This window comes from Microbacterium sp. NPDC077391 (genome assembly GCF_040686955.1).
GTDB lineage: Bacteria > Actinomycetota > Actinomycetes > Actinomycetales > Microbacteriaceae > Microbacterium > Microbacterium commune.
The window spans coordinates 109,974-136,210 of the sequence record NZ_JBFBMI010000002.1 but is presented as its reverse complement, the minus strand read 5'-3'; the positions used below and the strand labels follow the sequence as shown (position 1 = coordinate 136,210).

Annotated in this window: 28 protein-coding genes and 1 tRNA gene; 6 read left to right on the top strand and 23 right to left on the bottom strand. The window is 69.4% G+C overall.

The genetic code is table 11. From position 1 onward, the window contains the following. The first annotated feature begins 20 nt into the window (after positions 1 to 20). Both AB0O65_RS05965 and AB0O65_RS05960 read left to right on the top strand, forming a co-directional pair. On the top strand, positions 21 to 1,040 hold the full coding sequence (locus tag AB0O65_RS05965) for a phosphatase domain-containing protein (protein ID WP_071643003.1): 1,020 nt from the start codon (positions 21 to 23) through the stop codon (positions 1,038 to 1,040). Continuing rightward, complete coding sequence (locus tag AB0O65_RS05960) at positions 1,037 to 1,963, top strand: 3-methyladenine DNA glycosylase (protein ID WP_363383650.1); 927 nt, start codon at positions 1,037 to 1,039, stop codon at positions 1,961 to 1,963. The genes AB0O65_RS05965 and AB0O65_RS05960 overlap by 4 nt, the downstream gene beginning before the upstream one ends. Here AB0O65_RS05960 and AB0O65_RS05955 read toward each other — a convergent pair. After that, positions 1,960 to 3,132 (bottom strand): glycoside hydrolase family 3 N-terminal domain-containing protein, encoded by a 1,173-nt coding sequence (locus AB0O65_RS05955; protein WP_363383648.1) that lies wholly within the window; start codon positions 3,130 to 3,132, stop codon positions 1,960 to 1,962. The two genes, AB0O65_RS05960 and AB0O65_RS05955, sit on opposite strands and share 4 nt — an antisense overlap. Before the next feature lie 170 nt (positions 3,133 to 3,302). Here AB0O65_RS05955 and AB0O65_RS05950 point away from each other — a divergent pair, with 170 nt between their 5' ends. Then, positions 3,303 to 4,442 (top strand): calcium:proton antiporter, encoded by a 1,140-nt coding sequence (locus AB0O65_RS05950; RefSeq protein WP_363383646.1) that lies wholly within the window; start codon positions 3,303 to 3,305, stop codon positions 4,440 to 4,442. 51 nt (positions 4,443 to 4,493) lie between these two features. On the opposite strand, the gene AB0O65_RS05945 is transcribed toward AB0O65_RS05950, so the two are convergent. The 4 genes from AB0O65_RS05945 to AB0O65_RS05930 all read right to left on the bottom strand — a co-directional run bounded on the left by AB0O65_RS05945 (position 4,494) and on the right by AB0O65_RS05930 (position 6,231). Next, positions 4,494 to 5,168 carry a S8 family serine peptidase gene (locus AB0O65_RS05945; protein ID WP_363383644.1) on the bottom strand — a complete coding sequence of 225 codons (675 nt, stop codon included), beginning with the start codon at positions 5,166 to 5,168 and terminating at the stop codon, positions 4,494 to 4,496. Continuing rightward, positions 5,155 to 5,478 (bottom strand): hypothetical protein, encoded by a 324-nt coding sequence (locus AB0O65_RS05940; protein WP_363383642.1) that lies wholly within the window; start codon positions 5,476 to 5,478, stop codon positions 5,155 to 5,157. Before AB0O65_RS05940 ends, AB0O65_RS05945 begins: the two co-directional genes overlap by 14 nt. Further along, complete coding sequence (locus AB0O65_RS05935; RefSeq protein WP_363383640.1) at positions 5,466 to 5,822, bottom strand: hypothetical protein; 357 nt, start codon at positions 5,820 to 5,822, stop codon at positions 5,466 to 5,468. Before AB0O65_RS05935 ends, AB0O65_RS05940 begins: the two co-directional genes overlap by 13 nt. 336 nt (positions 5,823 to 6,158) lie before the next feature. Further along, positions 6,159 to 6,231: transfer RNA gene (locus AB0O65_RS05930), tRNA-Ala, on the bottom strand. A 197-nt stretch (positions 6,232 to 6,428) separates the two neighbouring features. On the opposite strand from AB0O65_RS05930, the gene AB0O65_RS05925 reads away from it, so the two are divergent. Next, positions 6,429 to 6,632: a hypothetical protein gene (locus AB0O65_RS05925; RefSeq protein ID WP_071644944.1), complete on the top strand. Its 204-nt coding sequence runs from the start codon at positions 6,429 to 6,431 to the stop codon at positions 6,630 to 6,632. Positions 6,633 to 6,654: 22 nt separating this feature from the next. On the opposite strand, the gene rsfS is transcribed toward AB0O65_RS05925, so the two are convergent. The 9 genes from rsfS to rplU all read right to left on the bottom strand — a co-directional run bounded on the left by rsfS (position 6,655) and on the right by rplU (position 13,341). After that, the gene (gene rsfS, locus AB0O65_RS05920) at positions 6,655 to 7,032 is read right to left on the bottom strand and encodes a ribosome silencing factor (RefSeq protein WP_071644945.1); all 378 of its coding nucleotides are present in this window, start codon (positions 7,030 to 7,032) and stop codon (positions 6,655 to 6,657) included. After that, complete coding sequence (locus AB0O65_RS05915; RefSeq protein WP_363383637.1) at positions 7,032 to 8,171, bottom strand: hypothetical protein; 1,140 nt, start codon at positions 8,169 to 8,171, stop codon at positions 7,032 to 7,034. Before AB0O65_RS05915 ends, rsfS begins: the two co-directional genes overlap by 1 nt. Beyond that, positions 8,168 to 8,770, bottom strand: a complete 603-nt coding sequence (gene nadD, locus AB0O65_RS05910; RefSeq protein ID WP_071644947.1) for a nicotinate-nucleotide adenylyltransferase — start codon at positions 8,768 to 8,770, stop codon at positions 8,168 to 8,170. Before nadD ends, AB0O65_RS05915 begins: the two co-directional genes overlap by 4 nt. Positions 8,771 to 8,776: 6 nt before the next feature. Beyond that, positions 8,777 to 8,989, bottom strand: coding sequence for a hypothetical protein (locus tag AB0O65_RS05905; RefSeq protein WP_191713308.1), 213 nt, complete (start codon positions 8,987 to 8,989; stop codon positions 8,777 to 8,779). Between the two features lie 49 nt (positions 8,990 to 9,038). Next, positions 9,039 to 10,316 carry a glutamate-5-semialdehyde dehydrogenase gene (locus AB0O65_RS05900; RefSeq protein ID WP_363383634.1) on the bottom strand — a complete coding sequence of 426 codons (1,278 nt, stop codon included), beginning with the start codon at positions 10,314 to 10,316 and terminating at the stop codon, positions 9,039 to 9,041. 54 nt (positions 10,317 to 10,370) lie between these two features. Then, complete coding sequence (proB, locus tag AB0O65_RS05895) at positions 10,371 to 11,159, bottom strand: glutamate 5-kinase (protein ID WP_363383632.1); 789 nt, start codon at positions 11,157 to 11,159, stop codon at positions 10,371 to 10,373. Then, positions 11,156 to 12,655: a GTPase ObgE gene (gene obgE, locus AB0O65_RS05890; protein ID WP_363383630.1), complete on the bottom strand. Its 1,500-nt coding sequence runs from the start codon at positions 12,653 to 12,655 to the stop codon at positions 11,156 to 11,158. The genes proB and obgE overlap by 4 nt, the downstream gene beginning before the upstream one ends. A 99-nt stretch (positions 12,656 to 12,754) precedes the next feature. Next, complete coding sequence (gene rpmA, locus AB0O65_RS05885) at positions 12,755 to 13,012, bottom strand: 50S ribosomal protein L27 (RefSeq protein ID WP_071643174.1); 258 nt, start codon at positions 13,010 to 13,012, stop codon at positions 12,755 to 12,757. 20 nt (positions 13,013 to 13,032) lie between these two features. Further along, positions 13,033 to 13,341 (bottom strand): 50S ribosomal protein L21, encoded by a 309-nt coding sequence (gene rplU / locus AB0O65_RS05880; RefSeq protein ID WP_071643172.1) that lies wholly within the window; start codon positions 13,339 to 13,341, stop codon positions 13,033 to 13,035. A 211-nt stretch (positions 13,342 to 13,552) separates the two neighbouring features. Here rplU and AB0O65_RS05875 point away from each other — a divergent pair, with 211 nt between their 5' ends. Beyond that, positions 13,553 to 13,819, top strand: a complete 267-nt coding sequence (locus AB0O65_RS05875; protein WP_071643163.1) for a DUF4031 domain-containing protein — start codon at positions 13,553 to 13,555, stop codon at positions 13,817 to 13,819. On the opposite strand, the gene AB0O65_RS05870 is transcribed toward AB0O65_RS05875, so the two are convergent. Further along, positions 13,784 to 16,081: an Rne/Rng family ribonuclease gene (locus AB0O65_RS05870; RefSeq protein ID WP_363383627.1), complete on the bottom strand. Its 2,298-nt coding sequence runs from the start codon at positions 16,079 to 16,081 to the stop codon at positions 13,784 to 13,786. The genes AB0O65_RS05875 and AB0O65_RS05870 overlap by 36 nt on opposite strands. Positions 16,082 to 16,348: 267 nt before the next feature. Here AB0O65_RS05870 and AB0O65_RS05865 point away from each other — a divergent pair, with 267 nt between their 5' ends. Beyond that, positions 16,349 to 16,960, top strand: a complete 612-nt coding sequence (locus tag AB0O65_RS05865; RefSeq protein ID WP_363383625.1) for a vitamin K epoxide reductase family protein — start codon at positions 16,349 to 16,351, stop codon at positions 16,958 to 16,960. Positions 16,961 to 17,020: 60 nt separating this feature from the next. Here the strand turns inward: AB0O65_RS05865 and ndk are convergent, their stop codons facing one another. The 8 genes from ndk to AB0O65_RS05825 all read right to left on the bottom strand — a co-directional run bounded on the left by ndk (position 17,021) and on the right by AB0O65_RS05825 (position 26,213). After that, positions 17,021 to 17,437: a nucleoside-diphosphate kinase gene (gene ndk, locus AB0O65_RS05860; RefSeq protein WP_071643142.1), complete on the bottom strand. Its 417-nt coding sequence runs from the start codon at positions 17,435 to 17,437 to the stop codon at positions 17,021 to 17,023. Between the two features lies 1 nt (position 17,438). Then, entirely contained in the window at positions 17,439 to 17,846 is a 408-nt protein-coding gene (locus AB0O65_RS05855; protein WP_256221070.1) for a DUF4233 domain-containing protein, read from the bottom strand. Next, complete coding sequence (locus tag AB0O65_RS05850) at positions 17,843 to 19,195, bottom strand: folylpolyglutamate synthase/dihydrofolate synthase family protein (protein ID WP_363383622.1); 1,353 nt, start codon at positions 19,193 to 19,195, stop codon at positions 17,843 to 17,845. The genes AB0O65_RS05855 and AB0O65_RS05850 overlap by 4 nt, the downstream gene beginning before the upstream one ends. Further along, entirely contained in the window at positions 19,192 to 22,590 is a 3,399-nt protein-coding gene (gene ileS / locus AB0O65_RS05845) for an isoleucine--tRNA ligase (protein WP_363383620.1), read from the bottom strand. Before ileS ends, AB0O65_RS05850 begins: the two co-directional genes overlap by 4 nt. Positions 22,591 to 22,829: 239 nt before the next feature. Further along, positions 22,830 to 23,174, bottom strand: a complete 345-nt coding sequence (locus AB0O65_RS05840) for a hypothetical protein (RefSeq protein WP_363383618.1) — start codon at positions 23,172 to 23,174, stop codon at positions 22,830 to 22,832. Positions 23,175 to 23,232: 58 nt separating this feature from the next. Next, entirely contained in the window at positions 23,233 to 24,207 is a 975-nt protein-coding gene (locus tag AB0O65_RS05835) for an ArsA family ATPase (RefSeq protein ID WP_071643134.1), read from the bottom strand. Continuing rightward, complete coding sequence (locus tag AB0O65_RS05830; protein ID WP_313478301.1) at positions 24,198 to 24,482, bottom strand: cory-CC-star protein; 285 nt, start codon at positions 24,480 to 24,482, stop codon at positions 24,198 to 24,200. The genes AB0O65_RS05835 and AB0O65_RS05830 overlap by 10 nt, the downstream gene beginning before the upstream one ends. 3 nt (positions 24,483 to 24,485) lie before the next feature. After that, positions 24,486 to 26,213: a carbon starvation protein A gene (locus AB0O65_RS05825; RefSeq protein WP_363383616.1), complete on the bottom strand. Its 1,728-nt coding sequence runs from the start codon at positions 26,211 to 26,213 to the stop codon at positions 24,486 to 24,488. Between the last annotated feature and the right edge of the window lie 24 nt (positions 26,214 to 26,237).

Sequence of the window (26,237 nt, the reverse complement as noted above, 5' to 3'; positions counted from 1 at the left end):
AGCGTGAAAGACTGGAGCCGATGACTCCTGCGTCACCGGCCAAGATCCACTGGTTCGCCCGCCTCGAACACCGCCTCCACGTCTGGCGCGAGCGCCGCGCTCGCCGACGAGGACGTTCGGCGACCGTCGTCCCGTTCCCCGGCTACGGCAGCACCGGCTGGGTGCGCGTCGTCGGTCGGGCGCTGATCGTCCCGACGCCGCGGAAGAACGCTCGCGGGGAGGGCGGCGTGCGCGGGTGGCGTTCGTTCGTCAGCATCCCCGTCAGCTTCGCCTCCGTCGTCGTCGAGATCGGCGGGCGCACGCACACGGTCGTCGCCGACCGCGGCGGGGTTATCGACTCCGTCATCGAAGCGGAGCTGCCGCCGGGCTGGCAGACCTTCTCGATGTCGGTCGAGGGAGAGGAACCGGTCGACGCCACCGCGTTCATCGTCGATGAGAGCGTCGACTTCGGCGTGGTCTCCGATGTCGACGACACCGTGATGGTCACCGCGCTGCCACGGCCGTTCATCGCCGCGTGGAACTCGTTCGTCGTCGACGAGCACGCCCGCACTCCCGTGCCCGGGATGGCGGTGCTGCTCGAGCAGCTGCGACGGGACAACCCCGGCTCGCCGATGATCTACCTGTCCACGGGCGCGTGGAACGTCGCTCCCACGCTCACCCGCTTCCTCAGCCGTCACCTCTTCCCCGCCGGAGCGATGCTGCTCACCGACTGGGGGCCCACGCACGACCGCTGGTTCCGCAGCGGCCAGGCGCACAAGACGGGCAACCTGCGCCGGCTGGCGGAGGAGTTCCCGAACGTGCGCTGGCTGCTGATCGGCGACGACGGCCAGCACGACGAGGCCATCTACTCGCAGTTCCTCGAAGAGCACCCCTCCTCCGTCGCGGCTGTCGCGATCCGTCGCCTGCTGCCGGCCGAGGCTGTGCTCGCCGGCGGGCGTGCCTCGGGCGAGCACGCCGAAGGCAGCGTGCCGTGGGTGAGCGCTGAGGACGGCGCGGGGCTGCGCGAGCGGCTCACCGAGGTCGGCATCCTGGCGGAATGAGCAGCTCGCTCACGCGCACCGAGTGGGCGGCCCGTGCGCAGACGCACGCCGACCGGGCCGACGCCCTGACCGCGGCGCATCGCGCGCGGCAGCAGCGCGGCGAGAAGCATCCCGTCGAGGACTTCCTGTTCACCTACTACTCGTACAAGCCCGCGCAGCTGCGGCGGTGGCATCCGGGTGCCGGTGTGACGCTCCAGGATGCCGGGGAGCGCGCCGAATGGCGCTGGTACTCCCCCGGCGTCGAGCCAGGCGGATACGCTCCGGATGCGGAGGCGTTCCGCGGCGAGAAGCCTCAGCTGGCGTCTCTCGTGGAGCGGATGCTGCGGCTCACCGCCGCCCGCCCCGGCCAGTTCGGATGCTTCGGGCTGCACGAGTGGGCGATGGTCTACCGCACGGACGAGCACCGGCACGCCGTGCCGCTGCGCCTCGGCGGCGCCGGGACGGACGCCGTCGTCGAGGCCGCCGAGCTGCGCTGCACGCACTTCGACGCGTTCCGCTTCTTCACCGACGATGCCGTGCCGCGCAACCGTGTGCCGTTGACCCGGGAGAGTCAGCCCGATCTCGAGCAGCCCGGCTGTCTGCACGCGGGGATGGACGTGTACAAGTGGGCGGTCAAGCTGGGCCCGCTCGTTCCCGGCGAGCTGCTGCTGGATGCCTTCGAGCTCGCCTCCGACATCCGCCGCCTCGACATGGAGGCCGCGCCCTACGATCTGTCGGCATGGGGCATCGTGCCCGTGCGGATCGAGACGACGGAGGGCAAGGCCGAGTACGTGCGTCGGCAGCGTGTGTTCGCCGAGCGCGGCAACCTGCTGCGCGAGGCTCTGCTGACGGCGTGGCTCGGTCGCGATCAGCGGCCCTCAGACGGCCGCGACGAGCCGTCGTCTGCCGGTCGCGCTCAGCGGTCGTCTGCCCGTCGCGACTAGCGGTCGTCTGCCAGCTGCATCCGCAGTCGCATGACGTGCGCGGCGGCGTCACGCAGGCGGTCGGGGCTGAGTCTCCCGTCGTCGACGGCGCCCACGATCCCGGAGACCATCTGGGGCGCGGTCTGCGCCGTCGACCCGGCGACCATGAGCACCATGTCGTTGCCCGCCTGCAGTGCCGTCACGGCGTTCGCCACGGGATCCTGGTACTCGGCGATGCCCGATCCGCTGAGCATGCCCAGGTCGTCGGTGATCATCACCCCGTCGAAGCCCAGCTCATCCCTCGCGAGATCATGCCAGCGGGCCGACAGCGACGCGGGGGCCGGATCGACGGCCGTGTACGCCAGGTGCCCGAACATGAGCAGCTCCGCGCCGGCGTCGATGCCCGCGACGAACGGGCGCGACTCGCCCGACTGCCACTGCTGCAGGGTCATCGCGGTCGTGGGGATGCTGTGGTGGGAGTCGCCGGGCGCTGCACCGTGACCCGGGAAGTGCTTCAGCGTCGAGAGCACCACGCCCTCCTCGCCGTCGACGGCGGCCGTCACCCGGGTCGACGCGGAGTCGGGGTCGGGGCCCAGCGCCCGAGAGGCGATGAACGACGAGGCGTCGGCCGGCACGTCGGCGACGATCCCGAAGTTCACGTTGGCACCCGTCTCGGCGATGACGGCGGCACGCTGGGCGAACACCTGCTCGGTCTGTGTCGCATCGAGTCCGTGCAGGCCCCGCCCGCCCGGCAGCGTGTCCCACGGCAGGCGCCGCACGACACCGCCCTCCTCGTCGATCGCGATGAGCGGAGGCAGCCCGGGGTCGAGGGTGAGCGCATCGCTCAGCGCTCTGACCTGAGATGCGTCAGCGCCGATGTTCCCGCCCATCAGGATGAATCCGCCCAGAGGCGCGCCCTGCGGTGCCGACTGCATGTATGCGCGCAGGGCGGCGGGGTCGGTGCCGGAGATGTGCCCCATCACGACGCTGGCGGCCTGCTCGGTGATGCTCATCGCCGCGACCGCGTCGACGGCCGGATCCCTCGACGGGCGGGGTTCGGGCGACGGCACGACGGTGGGAGCATCGGGGCTCGCGGGGCTCGATGCTGCGGGCGCGGCGGGAGTGCACGCGGCCAGCAGGCACACGGCCAGGGCAGCGGCGAGGGCACCACGGATCGCTCGAGCACGCATGGTGTCGACGGTACTCGGCCACTCCGACCGTCGGCTGTGCGAGGTCGTGACGTCGGCGTCGGCGTCGGCGTCGGCGTCGGCGGATTGCTACTCTGGTGCTGACGTGACCGGCGGGACGACCCGACGGAGTGATCGCAGGTGGGGACGGCCCCGCAGATTCGGATCGCACCGTGACCCGCTCCGCTCTCAGTCGCACCGTTCTCACGCGCACCGCGGTCGTGCGGCTGCTGCTCGGCTGGGGCTCCGTCGGCGCACTGACCGCATTCTCCGCTCTCCTGAAGAGCGACCTGCCGACGCCGGTGCTGTGGCTCGTTCTGGCGGCGATCGTCACCATCATCGCCGTGTGCGCCTTCGGCGTCGTCACCGAAGCCGAACACCTCGCGCACCGGCTCGGCGACCCCTACGGAACACTCGTGCTGACCCTGTCGATCGCGGCGATCGAGGTGATCCTCATCGCAGCCGTCATGCTCGGGCCCGGCGAGCATCAGACCATTGCACGCGACTCGGTGATGGCGGTGTCGATGATCATCATGAATCTCGTCGTCGGCGTCGCCCTGATCGTCGGCGGACTGCGGCATCGCGGTCTGCGCGCGAACCGCGACGGAGTGTCCGCTTACCTCGCGATGCTGATCGTGCTGCTGGCGGTCGCGTTCGCGTTCCCCGCGTTCCTCGGCGAGAGCGGATCGTACGCCCCAGCCGCGGCGATCGCCATGGTCGTGCTCGTCGTGCTGCTCTACGCGTTCTTCCTGCAGAGGCAGATGGGGCCGCAGAAGACGGACTTTCAGGAGCCGGGGGCTCGCTTGAATGCGGGTGCAGGGCCCTCTCACGCCTCGGTGCGAACCGTGCTGACCGGCCACCGGCGCGAGCTCGTCGCCCGCACGCTGCTGCTGCTCGCGCTCGTGCTGCCGATCGTGCTGCTCTCGCACGACATGGCCAGGCTGCTCGATGTCGGCCTCGACCACCTCGGTGCTCCGGTGGCGCTCTCGGGCATCCTGATCGCGATGATCGTCTTCCTGCCCGAGACGATCACCACCGTGCGCGCGGCCCTGGTCGGCGAGATGCAGCGGGTGAGCAACCTGTGTCACGGTGCTCTCGTCTCGACCGCCGGTCTCACCATCCCCGCCGTGCTGACGATCGGCCTCGTCACCGGCGAGAGGGTGGTGCTCGCCGAGAGCCCGATGAACCTGCTGCTGCTGGGTCTCACTCTGCTGCTGACCATGGCGACCTTCTCCGCACGGCGGGTGAATCCCGTGCACGGCGCCGCGCACCTGCTGCTGTTCGTGGTCTACGGGATCAGCGTGTTCGTCTGACCCCCGTCGAGGGCGTTGGTGGGCTACTGTCTCAGTGCACGACGCCGGCTGCTATGTGGTGATCAGCTCCCAGTCAGGCAGGCTGCTGGTGACCGTCCCCTCCGCGGCATCCGGCCCGGCTGTGGTGACGGAGATCGACACCCGCGCGGGACAGTACGTGACTCCGACACTATTTCCGGCAGCGGCGACGACGATGAAGCCATCGTCCTGAAGCTGTGTGACCGTCGTGCACAGCGGACAGTCGCCGGTGCATTCGGGGGTGCGACGCCCCGCCGAGACGTTTATGATCCGTCCACGCTCGCCGAGCATCTCTGCGGCTTTGCGCATGCCCAGAGACAGCCTGCCGACCGTGGCGGTCTTGTCCCGGCCGAGGGCCTTGACACTGAGCACTTCGGTGAACGGTGAGCTGTGCGCAAGGAGTATGGCCGCCACTGCGGTTCCGTGGCCGTGCTCGTCGCGAACTCCCTCGCCGGTCAGGTCCACCTGTTCCACAACCTTGCCCACGAGGGGAGGATAGTCGTCGCAGACGCCGGTGTCGACGACGGCGATGGTGATGCGGGAATCCGACCACGGTGCCGTCTCTACCCATTCGGGTCTGACAGGTCTGCTGCGCCACCGCCCGTCCGCTGAACGCAGAAAGTCCATCGTCAAGGATGTGCCGAGCGCCTCCACCGCGTCGTCGGCGCCGAACCCGGTGCCGAGGAGGGCGGCGTCACCTCTGTTCATCAGGTTTCTCCGTCGGCTCATCATCCCCCGCTGCGCGTGGCGGGGCCGTCGATCCTCCGTCTGACGTTCCTGCGGTTGCGACGGCGGTGGCGCCGACACCGAGCAGAGCTCCCAGAATTCCGATGCCGGCTTCTGCGCTGATGATCCGAGTCGACATGAGCGCAGCTATCACACCCACGCCGAACAGCACGATGACCAATCTGCCCCAGTTCTTCAGCACGAACGGGATCGTCACCGGCGTCGAGGCCCCGTCGGCTGTTGCGGTGCCGATGATCACTTCCTTCGTCAGTGCTTCCGTCAGACCCTCCACCGTGGCCTTGACTGTGTAGCGCCCCCCTTCGTGAACGTTGTCGTGAACGTTTCGCCGCCCTGCGACGACGGCGTGGCCCCGACGGCGCCCCAATCGATCGTCTTTCCACTTTCGACTCCGACAAGGCCGAACAACAGCTCCTCATTCGGGGCACCCGACGTGGGCCCCTTGATGCGGGCGTCATCACCGAGCCCACGGGCAGCCTCGTCAGACGTCGTTGCAACGGTCTGGCCTTTCCTCACTGCGGCCGCGATCACATTCAGGGCCCGGCGGTGGTAGAGGTGCGCGAACACGAGCGCCACGACGATCACGAGGATCGCCGCGACCACGAAGATGATGGCCATGTAGTAATTCGAGAGCGCGATATTCACCGCGGTAGATGCAGGGTCGAATGGTGTACTGCTCGGTTCCGGTGTCTCCATTGCGCCCTCCCCAGTGTCCCAATGCGGCGGCAGCCCGCCCCCAGGCGATGCTTTGTCACACAGTGGCACCCCTGAGGTCCCGCGTCAATGGCCAGATGATCCGTTGAGCCTGATGGCCGTTTTCCGCAGCGACCTGTCGTGCACGGGGCGGAGGACGCAGGCTGCGGCGAAGGGCACGAGCGCCTGCGCAGCCCGCTTAGGCTGATCCGCCGCGGACAAGAAGAAAGTCCCACGATCACTCGCGGGACTTCTTATCGGTGGACCTGAGGGGACTCGAACCCCTGACCCCCTGCATGCCATGCAGGTGCGCTACCAGCTGCGCCACAGGCCCATCTTCGCTGCCTGACTCGGCAACCTGATCAGCATACTACGCACCGGCGGGCGGGTGCCAAATCGCCCCACCGGGCCGGGTGTGTCGCCTCGCCTAGCCCCTGAGACGTGCGCCGTCAACCGGATCCGACACCGGACCGGGGCGCGCTAGATTCGCCGGACACGGCGCGCACGACGTCGTCACGAAGAGGAGCGATCATGTCGAACCCCACCCCGAACATGCTTCCCGAAGACCCCGACCTCGAAGAGAACGAAGCCGTTCCGACCCGCGAGGTGGACGGCGAGGTCGAGCTGGATCCGGACGCCGATCCCGACGGGATCGACAGCATCGACGCCGACCGCCTGGCATCCGGGGCCGCAGACGCTGACGACGCCTGGTCAGGCGACGAGCGCGTCGACTGACGCTGGGCGGCGACGCCCGCGATCACTCCCCCGCGGCGGGCGCGGGGAGCTCGATGGGAACGACCGGGCAGTCCTTCCAGAGACGCTCGAGACCGTAGTACACCCGCTCCTCGGAGTGGAAGACGTGCACAACCAGGTCGCCGAAGTCCAGCAGCACCCAGCGCGACTCGGCACGGCCCTCGCGGCGCACTCGACGGTGCCCGGCTTCGAGAAGCTGGTCCTCGATCTCGTCGGCGATGGCGGCGACGTTGCGCTCGCTGTTTCCGGTCACGAGCAGGAAGATGTCGACGAGCGGCAGCGGCTCGGAGACGTTCAGGGCAAGGAGGTCCTCGCCCCCCTTCGCGTCAGCTGCACGAGCGGCGATCTGCAGCATCTCTGCGGCGGTTTCTGGGGATTGCATCAACCGAGGACTCCTGTGGTGAAAGCGATGATCAGCGACGCGGCCAGCGCGAGCGCGAGACCCCCGGCGACGATCGCGAGGGTGAGAGTGAGCTTGCTGCCCTTGTCGGGCACGGGGGGACGGATGACTTCACCGGCGGGCTTGGAGGTGCTGATCGCCGAGCTCGCGGCGATGGGCGTCGGCGACGACGCCGGCGCGAGCTCGCCGTCGATGAGCACGGCATCGATGTCTTTGCCGTCGGTGGTGCCGAGCGCGTGACCCTGCGAGCCCATGCCGTCCGGCAGGGCGTAGGTGCCGGTGATCAGCAGCTCGCCGGTCGATGCTACGGGCCCCGAGAGCGACCCGGCGCCGGGCGACGGCGTGAAGATCAGCGTGCTCGCGGTCTTGTGCGAACCGCCCGATCCGGTATCGATCAGATCGTCGAATGCCGTGGGCGTGGCCGGCCCGGACGGGGACCGCTTGACGCCGATGCCGAACGCGGCTCCGACCATCGGGCGCTCGGGCTCGACATCCGCATCGCCATCCGTATCCGCGTCCGCCTGGTCTTCTTCGACATCGCGGGCGGGTGACGCGCTCGGCAGGCCGGCGTCGGAGGTGGTCGACTGCGCCGGCTGCGGCGCGAAGACCGGGACGCTTCCGTCGCGGACGGATCCCGCCGCAGCGGCCGCCTCGGCGACGGGTACGTCGACGATCAGCTCGGCCACGACCGGTTCCTGCACCACGGTCTCGTCGACCACCGGTTCTTCGACGACGGTTGCTTCGACGACCGGCTCGGCCACGACCGGCTCGGCGACGGGCTGAGCGGCGACCGGCTCTTCGGCAGCGGACTGCGGTGCGATGGAGTCGACGGGGCCGGAATCCGTGCGGCCGCGCTCCTTGGCACGCGCGGCGCGGCGGGTCAGCGGCGCCGACGAGGCGGCCGAAGATGCCTGCACTGCTGCACCCGGCTCAGCTGCGGCGCGCTCGGCGGCGTGCGACTCGACCGAGTCCGTCTCGGCGGACCGGTCGCTCGGCGTCTCAGCCTGCGCCGCCTGCGCGGCGGCTGCGTCCTCGCTGCTGACGACCGGTGTCGAGCCGGTCAGGCGGAGCTCACGCAGCTGCTTGCGCGTGAGGGTGTGCCCGTCCTCTTCAGTGCTCATGCCTTGCTCCGATACAGATGATGCTTCGCGATGTACTGGACCACGCCGTCCGGGACCAGGTACCAGACGGGCTGGCCGTCGGCGATGCGCTCGCGGCAGTTCGTCGACGAGATCGACAGCGCCGGCACTTCGAGCTGACTCACGTCGTCGGTGGGCAGTCCGTCCGTGCTCAGCACGTGCCCCGGACGGGAGACGGCGACGAAGTGGGCGAGGTCCCACAGTTCATCATGGTCTCTCCAGCTGAGAATCTGCGCCACGGCGTCCGCGCCGGTGATGAAGAACAGCTCGGCGTTCGGACGCTGCGCCTTCAGATCGCGCAGCGTGTCGATGGTGTACGTCGGCCCGTCACGATCGATGTCGACGCGGCTGACCGTGAAGCCGGGGTTCGAGGCCGTCGCGATGACCGTCATCAGATAGCGGTGCTCGCTCGGCGAGACGTGCTGCTTCTGCCAGGGCTGGCCGGTGGGCACGAACACGACCTCGTCGAGGCCGAAGGAGTGCGCCACCTCACTCGCCGCGACCAGGTGACCGTGGTGAATGGGGTCGAACGTGCCACCCATCACGCCGATGCGCGGTGCCCGAGCGCTGGAATCGTGCATGCGGTCCTAGTGGCCGTGGCCGTCCTTGCCGTGCTTCAGGGCGTACGCCTCGGCCTTGGCCGCGTGGCGGTTCGCGACGTTGCGGAACGACAGCGTCACCAGGCCCATCGCGGCGAAGACGATCGCGGCGATGACACCGAAGATGAAGGTCTCGGCGGCCACGTTGCCGTGGTGCTCCGTCTCGGCTGCGGCCATCGCGATCTGGGCGATGAGGTTCATCCTGACTCCGTTCCTGACATGGCAAGCAAACGCCTGTCCATTCTAGTCCTCAGCCGCGGATCTGGCCGGACCCGCGCGCGAGCCACTTCGTGCTCGTCAGCTCGCCGAGGCCCATCGGGCCGCGCGCGTGCAGCTTCTGCGTCGAGATCCCGACCTCGGCGCCGAACCCGAACTCGGCGCCGTCGGTGAAGCGGGTGGAGGCGTTGACCATCACGACCGCGGAATCCACTTCGGCGAGGAACCGTTCCGCGTTGCGGGTGTCGGTGGTGATGATCGACTCGGTGTGTCCGGTGCTGTATCGGCGGATGTGCGCCAGCGCCTCGTCGAGATCGTCGACGACCTTGATCGCGATCTCCAGACCGAGGTACTCGGCCGCCCAGTCCTCCTCGGTGGCCGGGATCGTGCCCGCGACGAGACCGGCGACCATGTCGTCGCCGTGGATGGCGACGCCCTCGCTGAGCAGCGCGCTCGCGATCACCGGGATGAGCTGGGGAGCGGCCTGGCGGTGCACCAGCACGGTCTCGACCGCGTTGCACACGCTCGGGCGCTGCACCTTCGCGTTCAGCACGATGTCGCGCGCCCAGTCCATCGGCGCCGACTCGTCGATCACGATGTGCACCACCCCGGCCCCGGTCTCGATGACCGGCACGGTGGATTCGGTGACGACGGTCTCGATCAGCGCGGCGCTGCCTCGCGGCACGAGCACGTCGATCAGACCGCGCGCGTGCATCATCGCCTTCGCGCCGTCGCGACCGAAGTCGTCGACGCTCTGGATCGCTTCGGGGTCGTGCCCGAGATCCGCCAGCGCCTGCCGCATCACGGCGACCAGCACCGTGTTCGATTCCCGGGCGGCGCTGCCGCCGCGCAGCACCACCGAATTGCCCGCGCGCAGGGCGAGGGCGGCGATGTCGACGGTCACGTTGGGGCGCGCTTCGTAGATCGCTCCGACGACCCCGAACGGAACCCGCACCTGCTCGAGGGCGACGCCGTTCGGCATCCGGTGCCCGCCGATCACCTGCCCGATCGGGTCGGGCAGGGTGGCGACGTCGCGGACGGCGGATGCCAGTGCGGCCACACGCCGCTCATCCAGGCGCAGCCTGTCGATGAGCGACTCGCCGATGGCATCCGCCCGCCCCCGCTCGATGTCGAGCGCGTTGGCCTCGACGATCCGAGCGGTGCTCGACTCGATCGCCTCGGCGATCGTCTCGAGCAGACGCGCCTTGTCGGCGCTGGTCAGCCGTGCGATCGACCGTGAGGCCTCCTTGGCGCGCACGAGGCGAGCCTGCGCGGTGTCCGCCTGGGCATCGAAGACGGGAGTTGTGCTCATCCGGTCAGTGTATCGACGCGCCGGCGCGGCCAGGGCCGCCATGACGCCGGCGGGTCAGCGACCGAAGGAGGGGGCGAACCACGTGCCGATCGGCTCACCCTCGAGGGCCTTGCCGACCAGGTCGGCGCTGGTCACCAGCACGCCGATGCCGGATGCCGCGGCCATCCGCGCAGCCGAGACCTTCGTCGCCGCTCCCCCGGTGCCCACGCTGTTGACGACCGAGGCGCCGAACTCGAGACCGCTGAGATCGGCGTCGGCCGGGATCTCCTCGATCGGCACCGCCGTGGGGTCCGTCGGCGGCTTCGTGTACAGCGACTCGACGTCGCTGAGCAGCACGAGCGCATCAGCGCCGACGAGCTGCGCGACGAGCGCCGCGAGCCGGTCGTTGTCGCCGAAGCGGATCTCCTGCGTGGCGACCGTGTCGTTCTCGTTGACGATCGGCAGGATGCGCAGCGACAGCAGCCGGTCCATCGCTCGTCGCGCGTTGCTGCGCGACGTCGGGTTCTCGAGGTCACCGGTCGTCAGCAGCACCTGACCGGCCACGATGCCGAACGGTCGCAGGGCCTCCTGGTACCGGAAGACGAGGACGTTCTGCCCCACTGCGGCGGCAGCCTGCTGGGTCGCGAGATCGGTGGGCCTCGAGTCGAGGGCCAGGAACGGGATGCCCGTGGCGATCGCCCCCGATGAGACGAGGATGATCTCCGCCCCGCGCCGGTGCGCCGATGACAGCGCCTGCACGATCATCGGGATGCGCCACGACGACTCGCCGCTGATCGATGAGGATCCGACCTTGACGACGATCCGGTTCGCTGTCGCCAGCTCGGCGCGGCTGCTCGCGGTCATTCCTCGTCCTCGCGTGAGGCGAGGCGCTTCTCCTCGAGCTCGGCTCGGGCTGCGGCGCGCGCATCCATCATCTCGTGGTACTGCTCACGACGCTCGGCCGTGGTGCGGCGGTTCGAGCCGCCGATGCGGATGTCGGTGCCGCGCGGCGAGCCCATCAGCTCCGCCGTCGAGGCGATCGAGGGCTCCCAGTCGAAGACGACGCTGTTCTCTCCGGTGCCGATCATGACCGTCGCGCCGGCCACGGCGCCCGCCTTGAACAGCGCGGTCTCGACGCCGAGACGCTCGAGACGGTCGCCGAGGTAGCCCACGGCCTCTTCGTTCTGGAAGTCGGTCTGCTGCACCCAGCGCACCGGCTTCTCACCGAGCACGCGGTAGATGTTGCCGTAGGTGCCGCCCTCGACGCGGATGGAGAACTCCTCCTTCGCGCCCTTCGGCCGGATGACGACGCGTTCACGGGGAACCTCGACCGCGACCTCGGCGCGGTGCTGGTCGACGAGTTCGGCCAGCGCGAAGCTCAGCGCGCGCAGCCCCTCGCGTGCGACGGTCGAGATCTCGAAGACCCGGAAGCCACGCGCCTCGATATCGGGGCGCACCATCTCGGCGAGCTCGCGAGCTTCGGGCACGTCGACCTTGTTCAAGGCCACGATCTGCGGTCGGTCCAGCAGAGGGATCTGCCCCTCGGGCACCTCGTACGCGCCGAGCTCGGCGAGGATGACGTCGAGGTCGGACAGCGGATCGCGACCCGGCTCGAGGGTGGCGCAGTCGAGCACGTGCAGCAGGGCGCTGCAGCGCTCGACGTGGCGGAGGAACTCGAGGCCGAGCCCCCTGCCCTCGCTGGCGCCCTCGATCAGGCCGGGAACGTCGGCGACGGTGTACCTGCTGTCACCGGCCTGCACCACTCCGAGGTTGGGGTGCAGTGTCGTGAACGGGTAGTCGGCGATCTTCGGACGCGCGGCAGACAGTGCGGCGATCAGGCTCGACTTGCCCGCGGACGGGTAGCCCACGAGGGCGACATCGGCGACGGTCTTCAGCTCGAGCACGACCGAGCACTCCTGCCCGGGCGTGCCGAGCAGCGCGAAGCCGGGGGCCTTGCGCTTGGGCGAGGCGAGTGCCGCGTTGCCGAGCCCGCCGCGGCCGCCCTCGGCGACCACGTACTTCTCTCCGGGGACGATCATGTCGTGCAGCACGTCGCCGTCGACGCTCTTCACCACGGTGCCGACGGGCACCGGAAGCTCGAGCGACTCGCCGTCGTACCCGGAGCGGTGATCGCCCATGCCGAAGCCGCCGTTGCCACCGGTGCGGTGCGGCGAATGGTGGTACGACAGCAGTGTCGTCACCTGCGGGTCGGCGACGAGGATGATGTCTCCTCCGTCGCCGCCCTTGCCGCCATCCGGACCGCCGAGCGGCTTGAACTTCTCACGATGCACCGAGACGCAGCCGTTGCCGCCCCTGCCGGCGCGGAGGTGCAGCGTGACGGTGTCGACGAACGTGACCATGTGTGACTGCTCCTTGAACTGGGCCCCGAGCCCGGCGACGGGCGGGGATACGAGGACGGGGCGAGCCGAAGCCCGCCCCGTCCAGGAAGTCTGCTGCTCTTACTGAGCGGCTGCGACGATGTTGACGACCTTGCGGCCGCCCTTGGTGCCGAACTCGACGGCGCCCGCCTCGAGAGCGAACAGCGTGTCGTCGCCGCCACGGCCGACGCCCGCGCCGGGGTGGAAGTGGGTGCCGCGCTGACGGACGAGGATCTCGCCGGCGCTGACGGTCTGACCGCCGAAGCGCTTCACGCCGAGTCGCTGTGCGTTGGAGTCACGACCGTTGCGGGTCGAGCTCGCGCCCTTCTTGTGTGCCATGTCCTGAGCCTCTTCCGTGCTTACTTGATGCCGGTGATCTTGACGCGCGTGAGCTCCTGACGGTGGCCCTGGCGCTTCTTGTAGCCGGTCTTGTTCTTGAACTTCTGGATGACGATCTTCGGGCCGCGGAGGTTGCCGATGACCTCAGCCGTGACCTTGACCTTCGCCAGCTTGTCGGCGTCGGTGGTCACAGAGGCACCGTCGACGAGAAGCACGGCGGGAAGCTCGATGTTCTCGCCCTGGGCAGCCTGAACACGGTCGAGCTGAACGATCGTGCCGACCTCGACCTTCTCCTGCCGGCCACCGGCGCGCACTACTGCGTAAACCACTTCATACCTGTTTCGTTGGGGAGCGGATCGCTCCGGGAATCTCACGGGAAGACTGTTGCTTGCGTTCATCGCCGGGGCGACGGATGCGGACGCAAGACTTCTCCTGCGATCGGCAAAGCCGCCAGGGGTCTCGCACCAAAGGACAACTTTACCGGATCAGCGCCGATGCCGCAAAGCGGCCCCGATCGCGTGTCCCCTCTAGGATCTCGACATGACCGTTCTCGTCGACGACGCCATCTGGCCCGCGCACGGCAGACTGTGGGCGCACCTCGTCAGCGACGCGGATCTGGCCGAACTGCACGCGTTCGCGGCGGAGCACGGCATCCCGCCCCGCGCCTTCGATCTGGATCACTACGACGTCCCGGAGGACGCGCTGCCGAGACTCCTCGCCGCCGGTGCGGTGCACGTGGGCGGTAAGGAGCTCACCAGGCGGCTCATCCGGTCAGGGCTGCGAGTCCGAGCCCGAGACCGGCGCTGACGCGTCCGAGGACGAGTTCGGAGTCAGCATGGCGGTCGTGACCCGACGCCGGTTGCGGCCCTGACCGGGGGCCTTCGGTTCGGGAAGGGCGTCGAGCACCGAGTCGAGCAGCTGCTCGGTCTGCGTCTTCGGAGCGCCCTTGCGCTCGCCTCCGCGCTTCTTGCGCTTCTTCGGACGCTCGCTCTGCGCAGCGGCCTCGGACGACGCCTGCTGCTCTGCTGCGGGCTGATCCGGTGCGGCCTCGCCGTTCACGACGATGGTCGAGGCGGCGATCGCGGCGAGTGCCGACTTGGCGACCTCGGTGATGCTGTGCGTGCCGCCGCTGCCGGACTGCTGCTTGTCGGCTGCCGGTGCGGACTGCTGCGAGGAACCGCCGCGCGAACGACGGTTCTGCCCGCCGCCGTTCGACCCGCCGCCGTTGCTGCTGCGGTGCTTGACGACGGGATCGTGGTGCACGATCACGCCGCGCCCCGCACAGACATCGCACGCCTCGCTGAAGGTCTCCAGCAGGCCGAGGCCGAGCTTCTTGCGGGTCATCTGCACGAGACCCAGCGAGGTCACCTCGGCGACCTGGTGCTTCGTGCGGTCGCGGCTCAGGCACTCCACCAGGCGGCGCAGCACGAGGTCGCGATTGGACTCGAGCACCATGTCGATGAAGTCGACGACGATGATGCCGCCGATGTCGCGCAGGCGCAGCTGGCGCACGATCTCCTCGGCGGCCTCGAGGTTGTTCTTGGTGACGGTCTCCTCGAGGTTTCCGCCGGAGCCGACGAACTTGCCGGTGTTCACGTCGACGACCGTCATCGCCTCGGTGCGGTCGATCACCAGCGAGCCGCCGGAGGGCAGCCACACCTTGCGGTCGAGCGCCTTCTCGATCTGCTCGGTGATGCGGTACGCGTCGAACGGGTCGACCTCGTCGGTGTAGGTCTCGACGCGCTCGAGCAGGTCGGGGGCGACGCTCTCGAGGTACGCGCGGATCGTCTGCCGGGCGTCGTCGCCCTGGATGGTCATGCGGGTGAAGTCCTCGTTGAAGACATCGCGCACGATCTTGACCAGCAGGTCGGGCTCGGCATGCAGCAGCGCCGGGGCCTGCTGCGTCTGCACCTGCTTCTGGATGTGCTCCCACTGCGCGGTGAGCCGCTGCACGTCACGGGTCAGCTGCTCCTCGGTGGCGCCCTCGGCCGCCGTGCGCACGATCACGCCGGACGATTCGGGCAGCACCTCCTTGAGGATGCGCTTGAGACGAGCGCGCTCGTTGTCGGGAAGCTTCCGCGAGATGCCGTTCATCGACCCGCCCGGAACGTACACGAGGTAGCGGCCGGGAAGCGAGATCTGGCTGGTGAGTCGGGCGCCCTTGTGTCCGATCGGATCCTTGGTGACCTGCACCAGCACGCGGTCGCCCGCCTTGAGCGCCAGCTCGATGCGACGCGGCTGGTTGCCGGTCTCGACGCCGTCCCAGTCGACCTCACCGGAGTACAGCACCGCGTTGCGTCCGCGGCCGATGTCGACGAAGGCCGCCTCCATGCTGGGCAGCACGTTCTGCACGCGGCCGAGGTAGACGTTCCCGATCAGCGACGCGTCCTGGTTGCGGGCCACGTAGTGCTCGACCAGCACCTCGTCTTCGAGCACGCCGATCTGCGTGCGACCGTTCTTCGAGCGCACGACCATCATGCGATCGACGGACTCGCGGCGGGCGAGGAACTCGGCCTCGGTCACCACAGGGCGACGACGGCCGGCGTCACGGCCGTCGCGGCGACGCTGCTTCTTGGCCTCGAGGCGCGTCGAGCCTTTGATCGCCTTCGGCTCGGTGATGTACTCGACGTGGCGCTGGCGCTGACGCGGCTCGTCCCGGCTCTCGTCGCCCTCGCCGCGTCGACGGCCACGTCCTCGGCGGAACGCGCTGTCGCGGTCGTCGCGGTCATCGCCCTCGTCGTCGCGTCCACCGTGTGCCGGCAGCGGGACGATCTCGGGAGCGTAGAAGTGCAGCTGCGTCGACACCTTCGACACGAACACCTCGGGCAGCAGCCCCAGGCTCACCGCGGTGACGGGCTGGGGCTCCTCGCTCGTCGTGGGCGAAGCGGCCGCAGGCTCTGCGGCCGGCTGCGCTGCGGCGGACTGATCCGTTGCGGTATCCGGCTCCACGGCATCCGGCTGCGCGGCGGCGGGCTGATCCGTCGCGGCGGTCGCGGTGTCCTCGCCTACCGGCTGCGCCGGCGTCTCGTCGAGGCTGGGGGTGGTGGTGTCATCGTTCTCATCGGCCATCTCTGGCTAGCTCCCTGCGCGGGCACTGCGTGCGCCGCGAAAACTCGTGCGGCGAAACAGCGGCCGCGAACTCGATCGGCTGGAGGTCGGCTCTCGGGCACGACCGCCTGGGGCACATCACCCCGAAGTCTTGTCGATTCCATCACGCGTGAGCGCGACGTCGTCTTCAGTCATTATCGCACTACCGCGGCCCGACGGCCGAACAGCGTTCGACTCGCGCGCCGCGATTCACCCGAGCCGCATAGCCGCCACTGGGATAATCGCGCCATGACCACCGCGCGCACCCGCCATGTCGGCTACGGAATCTGGCTCATCATCGCCGCGGTCCTCGGCTGGTGGGCGGCCTTCCAGCTGACGATCGAGAAGTTCTACGTGCTCGAGAATCCGGGCGAGACGACGAGCTGCTACGTGAGCGTCATGCTGCAGTGCGACAAGAACCTCGGATCCTGGCAGGGTGCCGTGTTCGGGTTCCCCAACCCCCTGATCGGCGTGACCGCGTGGATGGCCGTGCTCGTGATGGGCGTCGCCGTGCTCTCGGGAGTGCGCTTCCCGCGCTGGTTCTGGGGTCTGTTCGGTGTCGGCGTGCTCGGCGCATTCATCTTCGTGTGCTGGCTGATCGGCCAGAGCATCTACAGCCTGCACACCCTGTGCCCGTGGTGCATGGCCACGTGGGCGGTGACGATACCGACCTTCTTCGCGACGACACTGCACCTCGTGCGCAACGGCACGCTCGGCCGCTCCACGGCCGCTCGGGAGCGTGCCGGACGCCTCATGGTGTGGGTGCCGCTGGCGACGATCCTGGCCTACGCCACCGTGATCGCGATGGCGCAGCTGGCCGGCCTCGATCTGCTCGGCGAGGTCATCGGCATGATCTTCTGACCACCCCACGAGAAGAGGGACGCCTGATCGGGCGTCCCTCTTCTCGTCTTCGGTCCGTGTTCAGTCGAACCAGATGCCGAGCTCACGCGCGGCGGACTCGGGGCTGTCCGAGCCGTGCACGAGGTTCTGCTGCACCTTGAGGCCCCAGTCGCGGCCGAAGTCACCGCGGATGGTGCCGGGCGCCGCCGTCGTCGGATCGGTGGTTCCCGCGAGCGAGCGGAACCCCTCGATGACGCGGTTGCCGGCGAGCCGGATCGCGACCGACGGGCCCGACATCATGAACTCGAGCAGGGGCTCGTAGAACGGCTTGCCCTCGTGCTCGGCATAGTGCGCCGCGAGCCGGTCACGGTCGGGCTCGACCAGGCGCAGGTCGACGAGCGCGTAGCCCTTCGCCTCGATGCGGGCGAGGATGCTGCCGGTCAGGCCGCGGGCGACGCCGTCGGGCTTGACGAGGACGAGGGTTTCTTCAGTGGCCATGTCATTCGCTCTCTGTGTGAGGTTCTGCCGGCGGGCCCGCCGGCCGCTGTCGGTCGATGCGGGCCCCACCGATCGTCGCATACGCCCACATGCCGCCGAAAATCAGCACGACGAACGCGATCGCGGGCACCAGCAGCGCGCCCAGGGCGATGACGACCTGCAGCGCCCATCCGGCGGGGACCGCCCACGGCTTCGCGATCGCGCCGGCGACAGCGACGAGCGCGATCGCGACCGCCGCGCCGGCGACGATCCCCCACCACGGCGGAATGCCCGCGGGCAGAGCCTTGAGCCCGAAGATCACGAGTCCGGCGAGCAGGGCGCCGATCGCCTCGAAGCCGAGCACGATCGACCCGAGCTTCTGAACCAGCGTGCGCGGAGCACGGGGATGCCTTGCCACACGGGCGCTCATGCGCGCCACCCCGACTTCCAGTCCTCCTCCTCTGAGAGCAGCAGGGCCTCGCCGGCCAGCACGATCGACCCGGCGATGACGACGGCGCGACGGTCGGCCGAGGCCGCCCACTCCCGGGCTGCGTCGACGGCGTCGGCGAGGGTGGGATGCACACTCGCGCGGCGGCCGCGCTCCTCCACGAGGTCGGCGATGGCATCCGCGTCCGCAGCCCGATCCGAATCGGGGGCCGTCGCGAACACCTCGGCGACCTGCGGGAGCAGCTGATCGACGATGCCGGCCGCGTCCTTGTCGGCGAAGACGCCGAGCACGAGACCCCACTCGTCGAAGTCGAAGCTGTCGTCGAGCGAGCGCGCGAGGGCCGCGGCGCCGTGCGGATTGTGCGCGGCGTCCACGACCACGGTCGGTGCGATGCCCACCAGCTGCAGACGTCCCGGCGACGTCGCGTTCTGCAGTCCGTCGGCGAGGATGTCGCCGACGATGCGCTGCGACGCACCGCCGATCAGCGATTCGACCGCGGCGACGGCGAGAGCGGCGTTGTGACCCTGGTGCGCGCCGTACAGGGGCAGGTACTCGTCGACGTACTCGCCGGCGAGCCCGCGGATGCCGATCAGCTGGCCGCCCACCGCGAGCTTCTGGTCGCTGAGCCCGAAGTCCTCGCCCTCGAACGCGATCGTCGCGTCCTTCTCGGAGGCCACGCGGCGAAGCACCGCGGCGACCTCGGGTCGCTGCTCGGCCGACACGACGGCGGCGCCGTCCTTGATGATGCCGGCCTTCACCTCGGCGATGGCCTCGATGGTGTCGCCGAGGCGGTCGGCGTGATCCATGTCGATCGGCGCGAAGACCGCGACGTCGCCGTCGGCGGTGTTGGTGGAGTCCCACGACCCGCCCATGCCCACTTCGAGCACGAGCACGTCGACGGGCGCGTCCGACGCGGCGACGAACGCGAGCACGGTCAGCAGCTCGAAGAACGTCAGCGGCGCGTCGCCTGCGGACTCCAGCTCGGCGTCGACGATGCCCACGAAGGGCTCGATCTCATCCCAGGCATCCGCGATCGCCCCGTCGGCGATCGGCTCGCCGTCGATCATGATCCGCTCGGTGAAGCGCTTCAGGTGCGGGCTGGTGAACAGGCCCGTGCGCAGTCCGTGCGAACGCAGCAGGCTCTCGATCATGCGTGCGGTCGATGTCTTGCCGTTCGTGCCGGTGATGTGCACCACGCGGTAGGTGCGCTGCGGGTCGTCGAGCAGGGTCAGGATGCGGGCGACCCGCTCCTTGCGCGGCTGCACCCACCGCTCCCCTGCCCGCTCGAGCAGCTTCTCGTAGACGATGTCGGCCCGCTGGATGTCGCTCACCGCGCTGCCTCCTGGGGGACGTTCGAATCGATCGTGACGATGATCGTCGCCTTCTGCGATCCCAGCGCCTTGGCGCTGGTGCGGAACACGCCGTCACCGGGACTGCCCAGGCTCTCGACCACCTGCTCGATCTCGTCTGTGGGCTGCACCGCGAATCCCACCGCGAGCGTCTCGCCCGCGATCAGGTCGGCGTGCCGGCGAAGAGCCTCCGCGTCCGCCGCGGAGACGTTCAGAGCCAGCACGATGCGATCGCTCACGTCGAGACCGGCGTTCTTGCGAGCCTCCTGCACGACGCGGATCGCATCCCGCGCCATCCCCTCGGCCTCGAGTTCCGGCGTGGTCACGGTGTCGAGCAGCATGAACCCGCCGCCGGGCACAAGGGCGAGGGCCTCGCCTTCCGGGCGCCCTGAAGTTTCGAGCACCAGGTCGTACTCGTGCGGCTCGAGGGCGATGCCGTCAGCGGTCACCACGCCGCCCTTCTCGCTCCAGAGGCCCTCCTTCGCGGCGCGGATGACCTTCTGCACCTCCTTGCCCAGGCGCGGTCCCGCGGCGCGGGCGTTGACGCTGAGACGGTGGCTGATGCCGTAGTCGGATGCCGTGTTCTGGGCCAGCTGCACGAGCTCGACCGTCTTGACGTTGAGCTCTTCGCGGAGGATGCCCTCGAACTGCGCGAGGTCGCCGGCCAGCGGTGACACGACGGTGAGGCGGGCGAGCGGCAGACGCACGCGCAGCTTCTCCTTCTTTCGCAGGGCGTTGCCGACGCTGGAGAGCTCGCGGACGGCATCCATCGCGTCGCGCACGTCGTTGGCTGCGGGGAACGCGTCGGCGTCGGGCCAGTCGGTCAGGTGCACGCTGCGCCCGCCGGTGAGTCCCTGCCAGACCCGCTCGCTGATCAGCGGCACGAGCGGTGCCGCGACACGGGACAGCGTCTCGAGCACCGTGTACAGCGTGTCGAAGGCCTCGCGGCTCTTCGGGTCGTCGGTGACGCCCTCCCAGAACCGGTCGCGCGAGCGACGGATGTACCAGTTGGTGAGCACCTCGGCGAAGTCGCGCAGCCGGGCGGATGCGGTGGTCGAGTCGAGCCCCTCGAGGTCGATGCGCACCTCGCGCACGAGGTCGCCCAGGCGCGCCAGGATGTAGCGGTCGAGCACGTCGGTGCTGTCGGTGCGCCACGTCGCCTCGTAGCCCGCGTCACCGGAAGCGTTCGCATAGGTCGCGAAGAAGTACCACGAGTTCCACAGCGGCAGCAGGAACTCGCGGACGCCCGAGCGGATGCCCTCCTCGGTGACGGCGAGGTTGCCGCCGCGCAGCACCGAGCTCGACATGAGGAACCAGCGCATGGCATCCGACCCGTCGCGGTCGAGCACCTCGCTGACATCGGGATAGTTGCGCAGCGACTTCGACATCTTGTAGCCGTCGCTGCCGAGGACGATGCCGTGGCAGCTGACGCCCGTGAACGCCGGCCGGTCGAACAGGGCGGTCGAGAGCACGTGCATCACGTAGAACCAGCCGCGGGTCTGTCCGATGTACTCCACGATGAAGTCCGCCGGCGCGTGCGAGTCGAACCACTCCTGGTTCTCGAACGGGTAGTGCACCTGCGCGTAGGGCATGGATCCCGAGTCGAACCACACGTCGAACACGTCCTCGATGCGACGCATCGTGCTCTTGCCGGTCGGGTCGTCCGGGTTCGGGCGCGTGAGGTCGTCGATGTACGGCCGGTGCAGGTCGACCTCCCCCTCGGGGTTGCGCGGCAGCGTGCCGAAGTCGCGCTCGAGCTCCTCGAGCGATCCGTACGCGTCGACCCGGGGGTACTCGGGGTCGTCGCTCTTCCAGATCGGGATCGGCGAGCCCCAGTAGCGGTTGCGGCTGATCGACCAGTCGCGCGCGCCCTCGAGCCACTTGCCGAACTGGCCGTGCTTGACGTTCTCGGGCACCCAGGTGATCTGCTCGTTGTTCGCGAGCAGGTCGTCCTTGATGTCGGTGACCCGGATGAACCAGCTCGAGACGGCCTTGTAGATGAGGGGGTTCCGGCAGCGCCAGCAGTGCGGGTAGGAGTGCACGTAGCTCTGCTCGCGCAGCATCCGCCCGCCGGCGCGCAGCAGACGGATCAGCGGCGTGTTGGCGTCCATCCACAGCTGACCGGCCACGTCGGTGACCGATGGGAGGAAGCGTCCGCCGTCGTCGAGCGAGATGATCGTCGGGATGCCCGCGGCGTTGGTCACGCGCTGGTCGTCCTCACCGTAGGCGGGTGCCTGATGCACGATGCCCGTCCCATCGGTGGTGGTGACGTAGTCGTCGACGAGGATGCGCCAGGCGTTCTCGGTGCCCCAGGTCTCGGCATCCGCGTAGTAGTCGAACAGCCGGTCGTACGCGACGTCCTCGAGCTCGGCGCCGAGCACGGTCTGCTGCACCGCGGCGAACGCGTCGTCGGCGGACTCGTAGCCGAGGTCCTTGGCGTAGCCGCCCAGCAGATCGCGGGCGAGCAGGTAGCGGTGCGCGTCGCTCTCGGCCGGGTCGTCCCCCGGCACGATGTCGGCGGCGCCGTTCGGCCCGCCTGGCAGCACCACGTACTCGATCTCGGGGCCGACGACGAGGGCGAGGTTGGTGGGCAGCGTCCACGGCGTGGTCGTCCAGGCCAGCGCGCGCACGGCGGTCAGGCCGAGCGTCTCGGCCTTGGCGCCGACCAGGGGGAAGGTCACGGTGACCGACGGGTCCTGACGGTCCTTGTACACGTCGTCGTCCATGCGCAGCTCGTGCGCCGACAGCGGAGTCTCATCGCGCCAGCAGTAGGGCAGCACCCGGTAGCCCTCATACGCGAGGCCCTTGTCGTACAGCGTCTTGAACGCCCAGAGCACGCTCTCCATGTAGCCGAGGTCGAGCGTCTTGTACCCGCGCTCGAAGTCGACCCAGCGGGCCTGGCGGGTCACGTAGTCCTGCCACTCGCGCGTGTAGGTGAGCACCGAGTCGCGCGCCTTCGCGTTGAAGACGTCGATGCCCATCTGCTCGATCTCGCTCTTCTCCGTGATGCCGAGCTGCTTCATCGCCTCGAGCTCGGCGGGCAGGCCGTGCGTGTCCCAGCCGAAGACGCGGTCGACCTTCTTGCCGAGCATCGTCTGGAAGCGCGGGAAGACGTCCTTCGCGTAGCCGGTGAGCAGGTGCCCGTAGTGCGGCAGGCCGTTCGCGAACGGGGGCCCGTCGTAGAAGACCCACTCGTCGGCACCCTCGCGCTGCGCGATCGATGCCCGGAAGGTGTCGTCCGACTCCCAGAAGTCGAGCACCTCGGTCTCGATCTCGGGGAACCGCGGGCTGGGGACGACGGAGTCGGCGGCGGGTCCGACCCTTCGACTGTCGGCTTCGCCGCTGCTCAGGAACCGGAATGGCTGAGGATAGGTCATGTGCGCTCGCAGTGGTCGTGGGCGGATGCTGCTGCAGGGACGACCCGTGCGTTCACGGACCGCGGTACCACCCTGCGTGCTTCTCGCGAAGCCGCTCTCACTGCGGCGATGACGGGCCTGCCCCGCTCGGGTCTAGTTCCTGCGCCGAGGCGAAGGGTTCTTCCGAGAGCTCCCCGGTGATGGCCGGATCATTGCTTGTGCGTCCATTCTACGCGTCTTCCCGGCGAGCGCAGCACGACTCACGGCCAGAGCATCGCGATCACGAAGGCCGCGTAGCTGCCGGCCGCCAGCACCGCGACCACGTCGCGGATGCGCTTCGGTGCGGCGACGGCGATGAGGACGCCGACGATCGCGAGCAGAGCCCAGCACACCGGGTGCCCCCACCGGATCACGACCTCCTGCACGCCCGTCACCGTGTCGACACGGTCCGGCACGACGACGACCCACAGGGCGCTCATCCCGGCGGCGATGACCGCTCCCACCGCGCCGAGCGGCCGACGGCGACGCCGCATCCACTCGACGAGGCCGGTCCTCGCGTCCTCACTCATCTCGCCCCCGTCCTCGACGTGGCCCCGCGGCGCCATGCGGGGAGGATATGTCCGACAGACGTCCGGCCACAAGGACTCCTGCGTCCGGCCTCGATCATCCGACGGCGGCGCACTCCAGCAGTCCGGCGAGCGTGGTCAGCGCCTCCGGTCCGGTCAGCTCCCCCGGCACGAGGGGGATCTCGAGCACCGGGGCATCCGGCACGGCGTCGCGCACGTGCTGCAGGTGTGCGTCCTCGACGGTGCGACGCGCCGCCAGCACCTCGCCGCCGTCGGCGGGCGAGCGCCGATTGGCCACCAGGCCGGCGACCGTGACGCCCATGCTCCGCAGGCTCTGCACGACTTCCAGGGTCTCCGCCACCGGCAGCGCCTCCGCCGTGAACACGACCACGAAGCCGGTGCGCGCGGGATCGGCGATGGCCTGCTGCATGCCGCTGAACCGGTCGCGGCGACGCTGCAGCGCGCGGCGGAGATCGGCCTGTGCCTCCGCCTGCGGATCGGCGGTTCCGGCGAGCCCGCGCATCGCGGCCGAGAAGCGCTCCGAGCGGTCGCGGTTGCGCAGCAGGGTCTCGGTCCAGCCGGCGAGCTGACCCGGCAGCGCCAGCAGCCGCAGAGTGTGCCCGGAGGGCGCGGTGTCGAAGATGACGGCGTCGTAGTCGCGCTGCCCCGCTTCGGCGAGTTCGGCGATGCGCTCCAGCACCGCTGACTCATGGCTGCCGGGCGCGTGCCGCGCCCGCTCCAGATGCTCTCGGGCGGCGCGATGCTGCCGCTCAGGAAGCATGCGGGTCATGGTCTTCTCGACGGCGTCGAGGTGCCGGTCGATCGTCGCGTGCGGATCGACCTCGACGCCGTCCAGCGAGCCGCGGGCGAAGTCGGCCAGTCGCACCGGAGCGTCCCCCACCTCGCGCCGCCAGAGATGGCCGAGGTTGTGCGCGGGGTCGGTGGACACCACCAGCACGCGCTCGCCGTCGCGTGCGCGGGCGACGGCGAGAGCGGATGCCAGCGAGGTCTTTCCCACGCCGCCTTTGCCCCCGACGAAGAGCATCGGTCTGCGCAGTGCGTCTAGCAGCATGTCATGTTGTCCAGCGGCGAGCGCGGCATGCCCATCCGGCGGTGCCAGCGGTGGAAGTCGTCGGCCACGAGCGGCATGAGCTCGGCGCTGTAGTACGCCGCCGGGTCGGGCACGCCCAGCGCCTCGCCGAGCACGACCAGAGCGAACAGGTCGTCTTCATCGCGCTGCTCGCGAGCGAGCATCTGGCGGTACGGACCGGCGTAGTACTCCGCCATCCCGCGCCGCAAGGCGGCCCAGCGCCCGCGCAGGCGCCGGGCCGCCTCGGTGCGAACCATCGATCAGACCTCCTCGCGCACCGCTTCGAGCTGCGCATCCTCATCTTCGTGCTCGGGCTCGTCGCGTGCCGCGCGACGCATCGCGAGCACCGCTTCCACAGCGACCCAGACACTCGAGGCGATGATGATCACATCCAGCGCGAACAGCAGCCAATCGGCCTTCGCGGGGTCGGCGAACGAGGCGAGCTGCTCGAGCGCCGCCCAGAATGACAGCACGAAGACGATCACCAGCGGGATCACCGCCGGCAGCGGGTTGCGGCGCTTGCGGATGAGCATGACCGCGATGATCGACAGCGTCAGCGAGGCCATCAGCTGGTTGGTGGTGCCGAACAGCGGCCAGATGCGCAGCCCGCCGTCGCCGCCGAGCCCCTGCGAGAAGGTCAGACCGAGGCCGACCACGACCACCACGATCGTGGCGGGCACCTTGGTGACGCGCACCTTGACCGCATCGCCGATCTCCTGCACGACGAAGCGCAGCAGGCGCATGCCGGTGTCCATCGTCGTCGCCGCGAACAGCACCGCCATGGTGGCCAGCACCGTGGCGCTCAGCGACGCGGGCAGGCCGATGCCGGCCTGCATGAGCGCCCCGCCCCCGGTGACGAACGCTCCGACTCCACCCGCTCCGAACGCGCTGTAGACCTCGTTCCATTCGGCGACCGTGCGGAAGCCGGCGATCACGGCGAGGATCGTGCCCAGCGAGAGCAGACCCTCGCCGACGGCGCCGAAGTAGCCGACGAAGCGGGCATCCGTCTCCTTGTCGAGCTGCTTGGAGCTCGTGCCGGAGGACACCATGCCGTGGAAGCCGGAGATCGCCCCGCAGGCGATCGTGACGAACAGCAGGGGCACCATGCTGGGGGTGCCGTCCGGGACGGCGGTGTTGATCGCCGGGGCGACGATCTCGGGAGCGGTGCCCGAGAACAGCGTCGCGGTGAGCACCGACCCGAACAGCAGGACCAGTCCGACGAAGAGCTGCACGCCGTTGATGTAGTCACGCGGCTGCAGCAGCACCCAGACGGGCAGCAGCGAGGCGATCGCGCCGTAGACGAACAGCGCGAGGATCCAGAAGGTCGCGGGGCCCATCCCGAGGAAGTCGTCAGGCAGCACGACCGGAACCTGGTCGCCCAGCACGATCAGGGCGTACAGCGTGACGACGCCGACGACGGTCACCGGCAGCAGCGGCCAGCGCAGACGGTACACGGCCACACCGACGAGCAGCGCCACCAGGATCGCTCCCCAGGTGGGGATCACCGCGCTGGGCGTCGAGATCAGCAGGTTCTTGATCACGACGGCGAATGCGGCGATCACCATCAGCAGCAGCAGGAAGATGACGACGAGGAAGAGGCTCGCGCCGCGCTTGCCGATGTACCGCGCCGACAGGGCGCCGATCGATCGGCCCTTGTTGCGAGTCGAGGCCCACAGCGCGCCGAGGTCGTGCATGCCGGCGAAGAACACCGTGCCGATGGTGACCCACAGGAAGGCCGGAACCCAGCCCCAGATGACGGCGATCGCAGGACCGACGATGGGCGCGGCGCCCGCGACGGAGGTGAAGTGGTGGCCCCACAGGATGAACTTGTTCGTCGGCACGTAGTCGACGCCGTCGTTCAGCTCGTGCGCGGGGGTCTCGTACGACGCATCGAGTCGGTACACGCGCTGAGCGAGGTAGCGCGAATAGACGAGGTACCCGACGGCGAAGATCGCCAGTCCGAGGACCATGAGGAGAACGGGAGACATGGATGAGCTTCCTTTCGGCAGCGG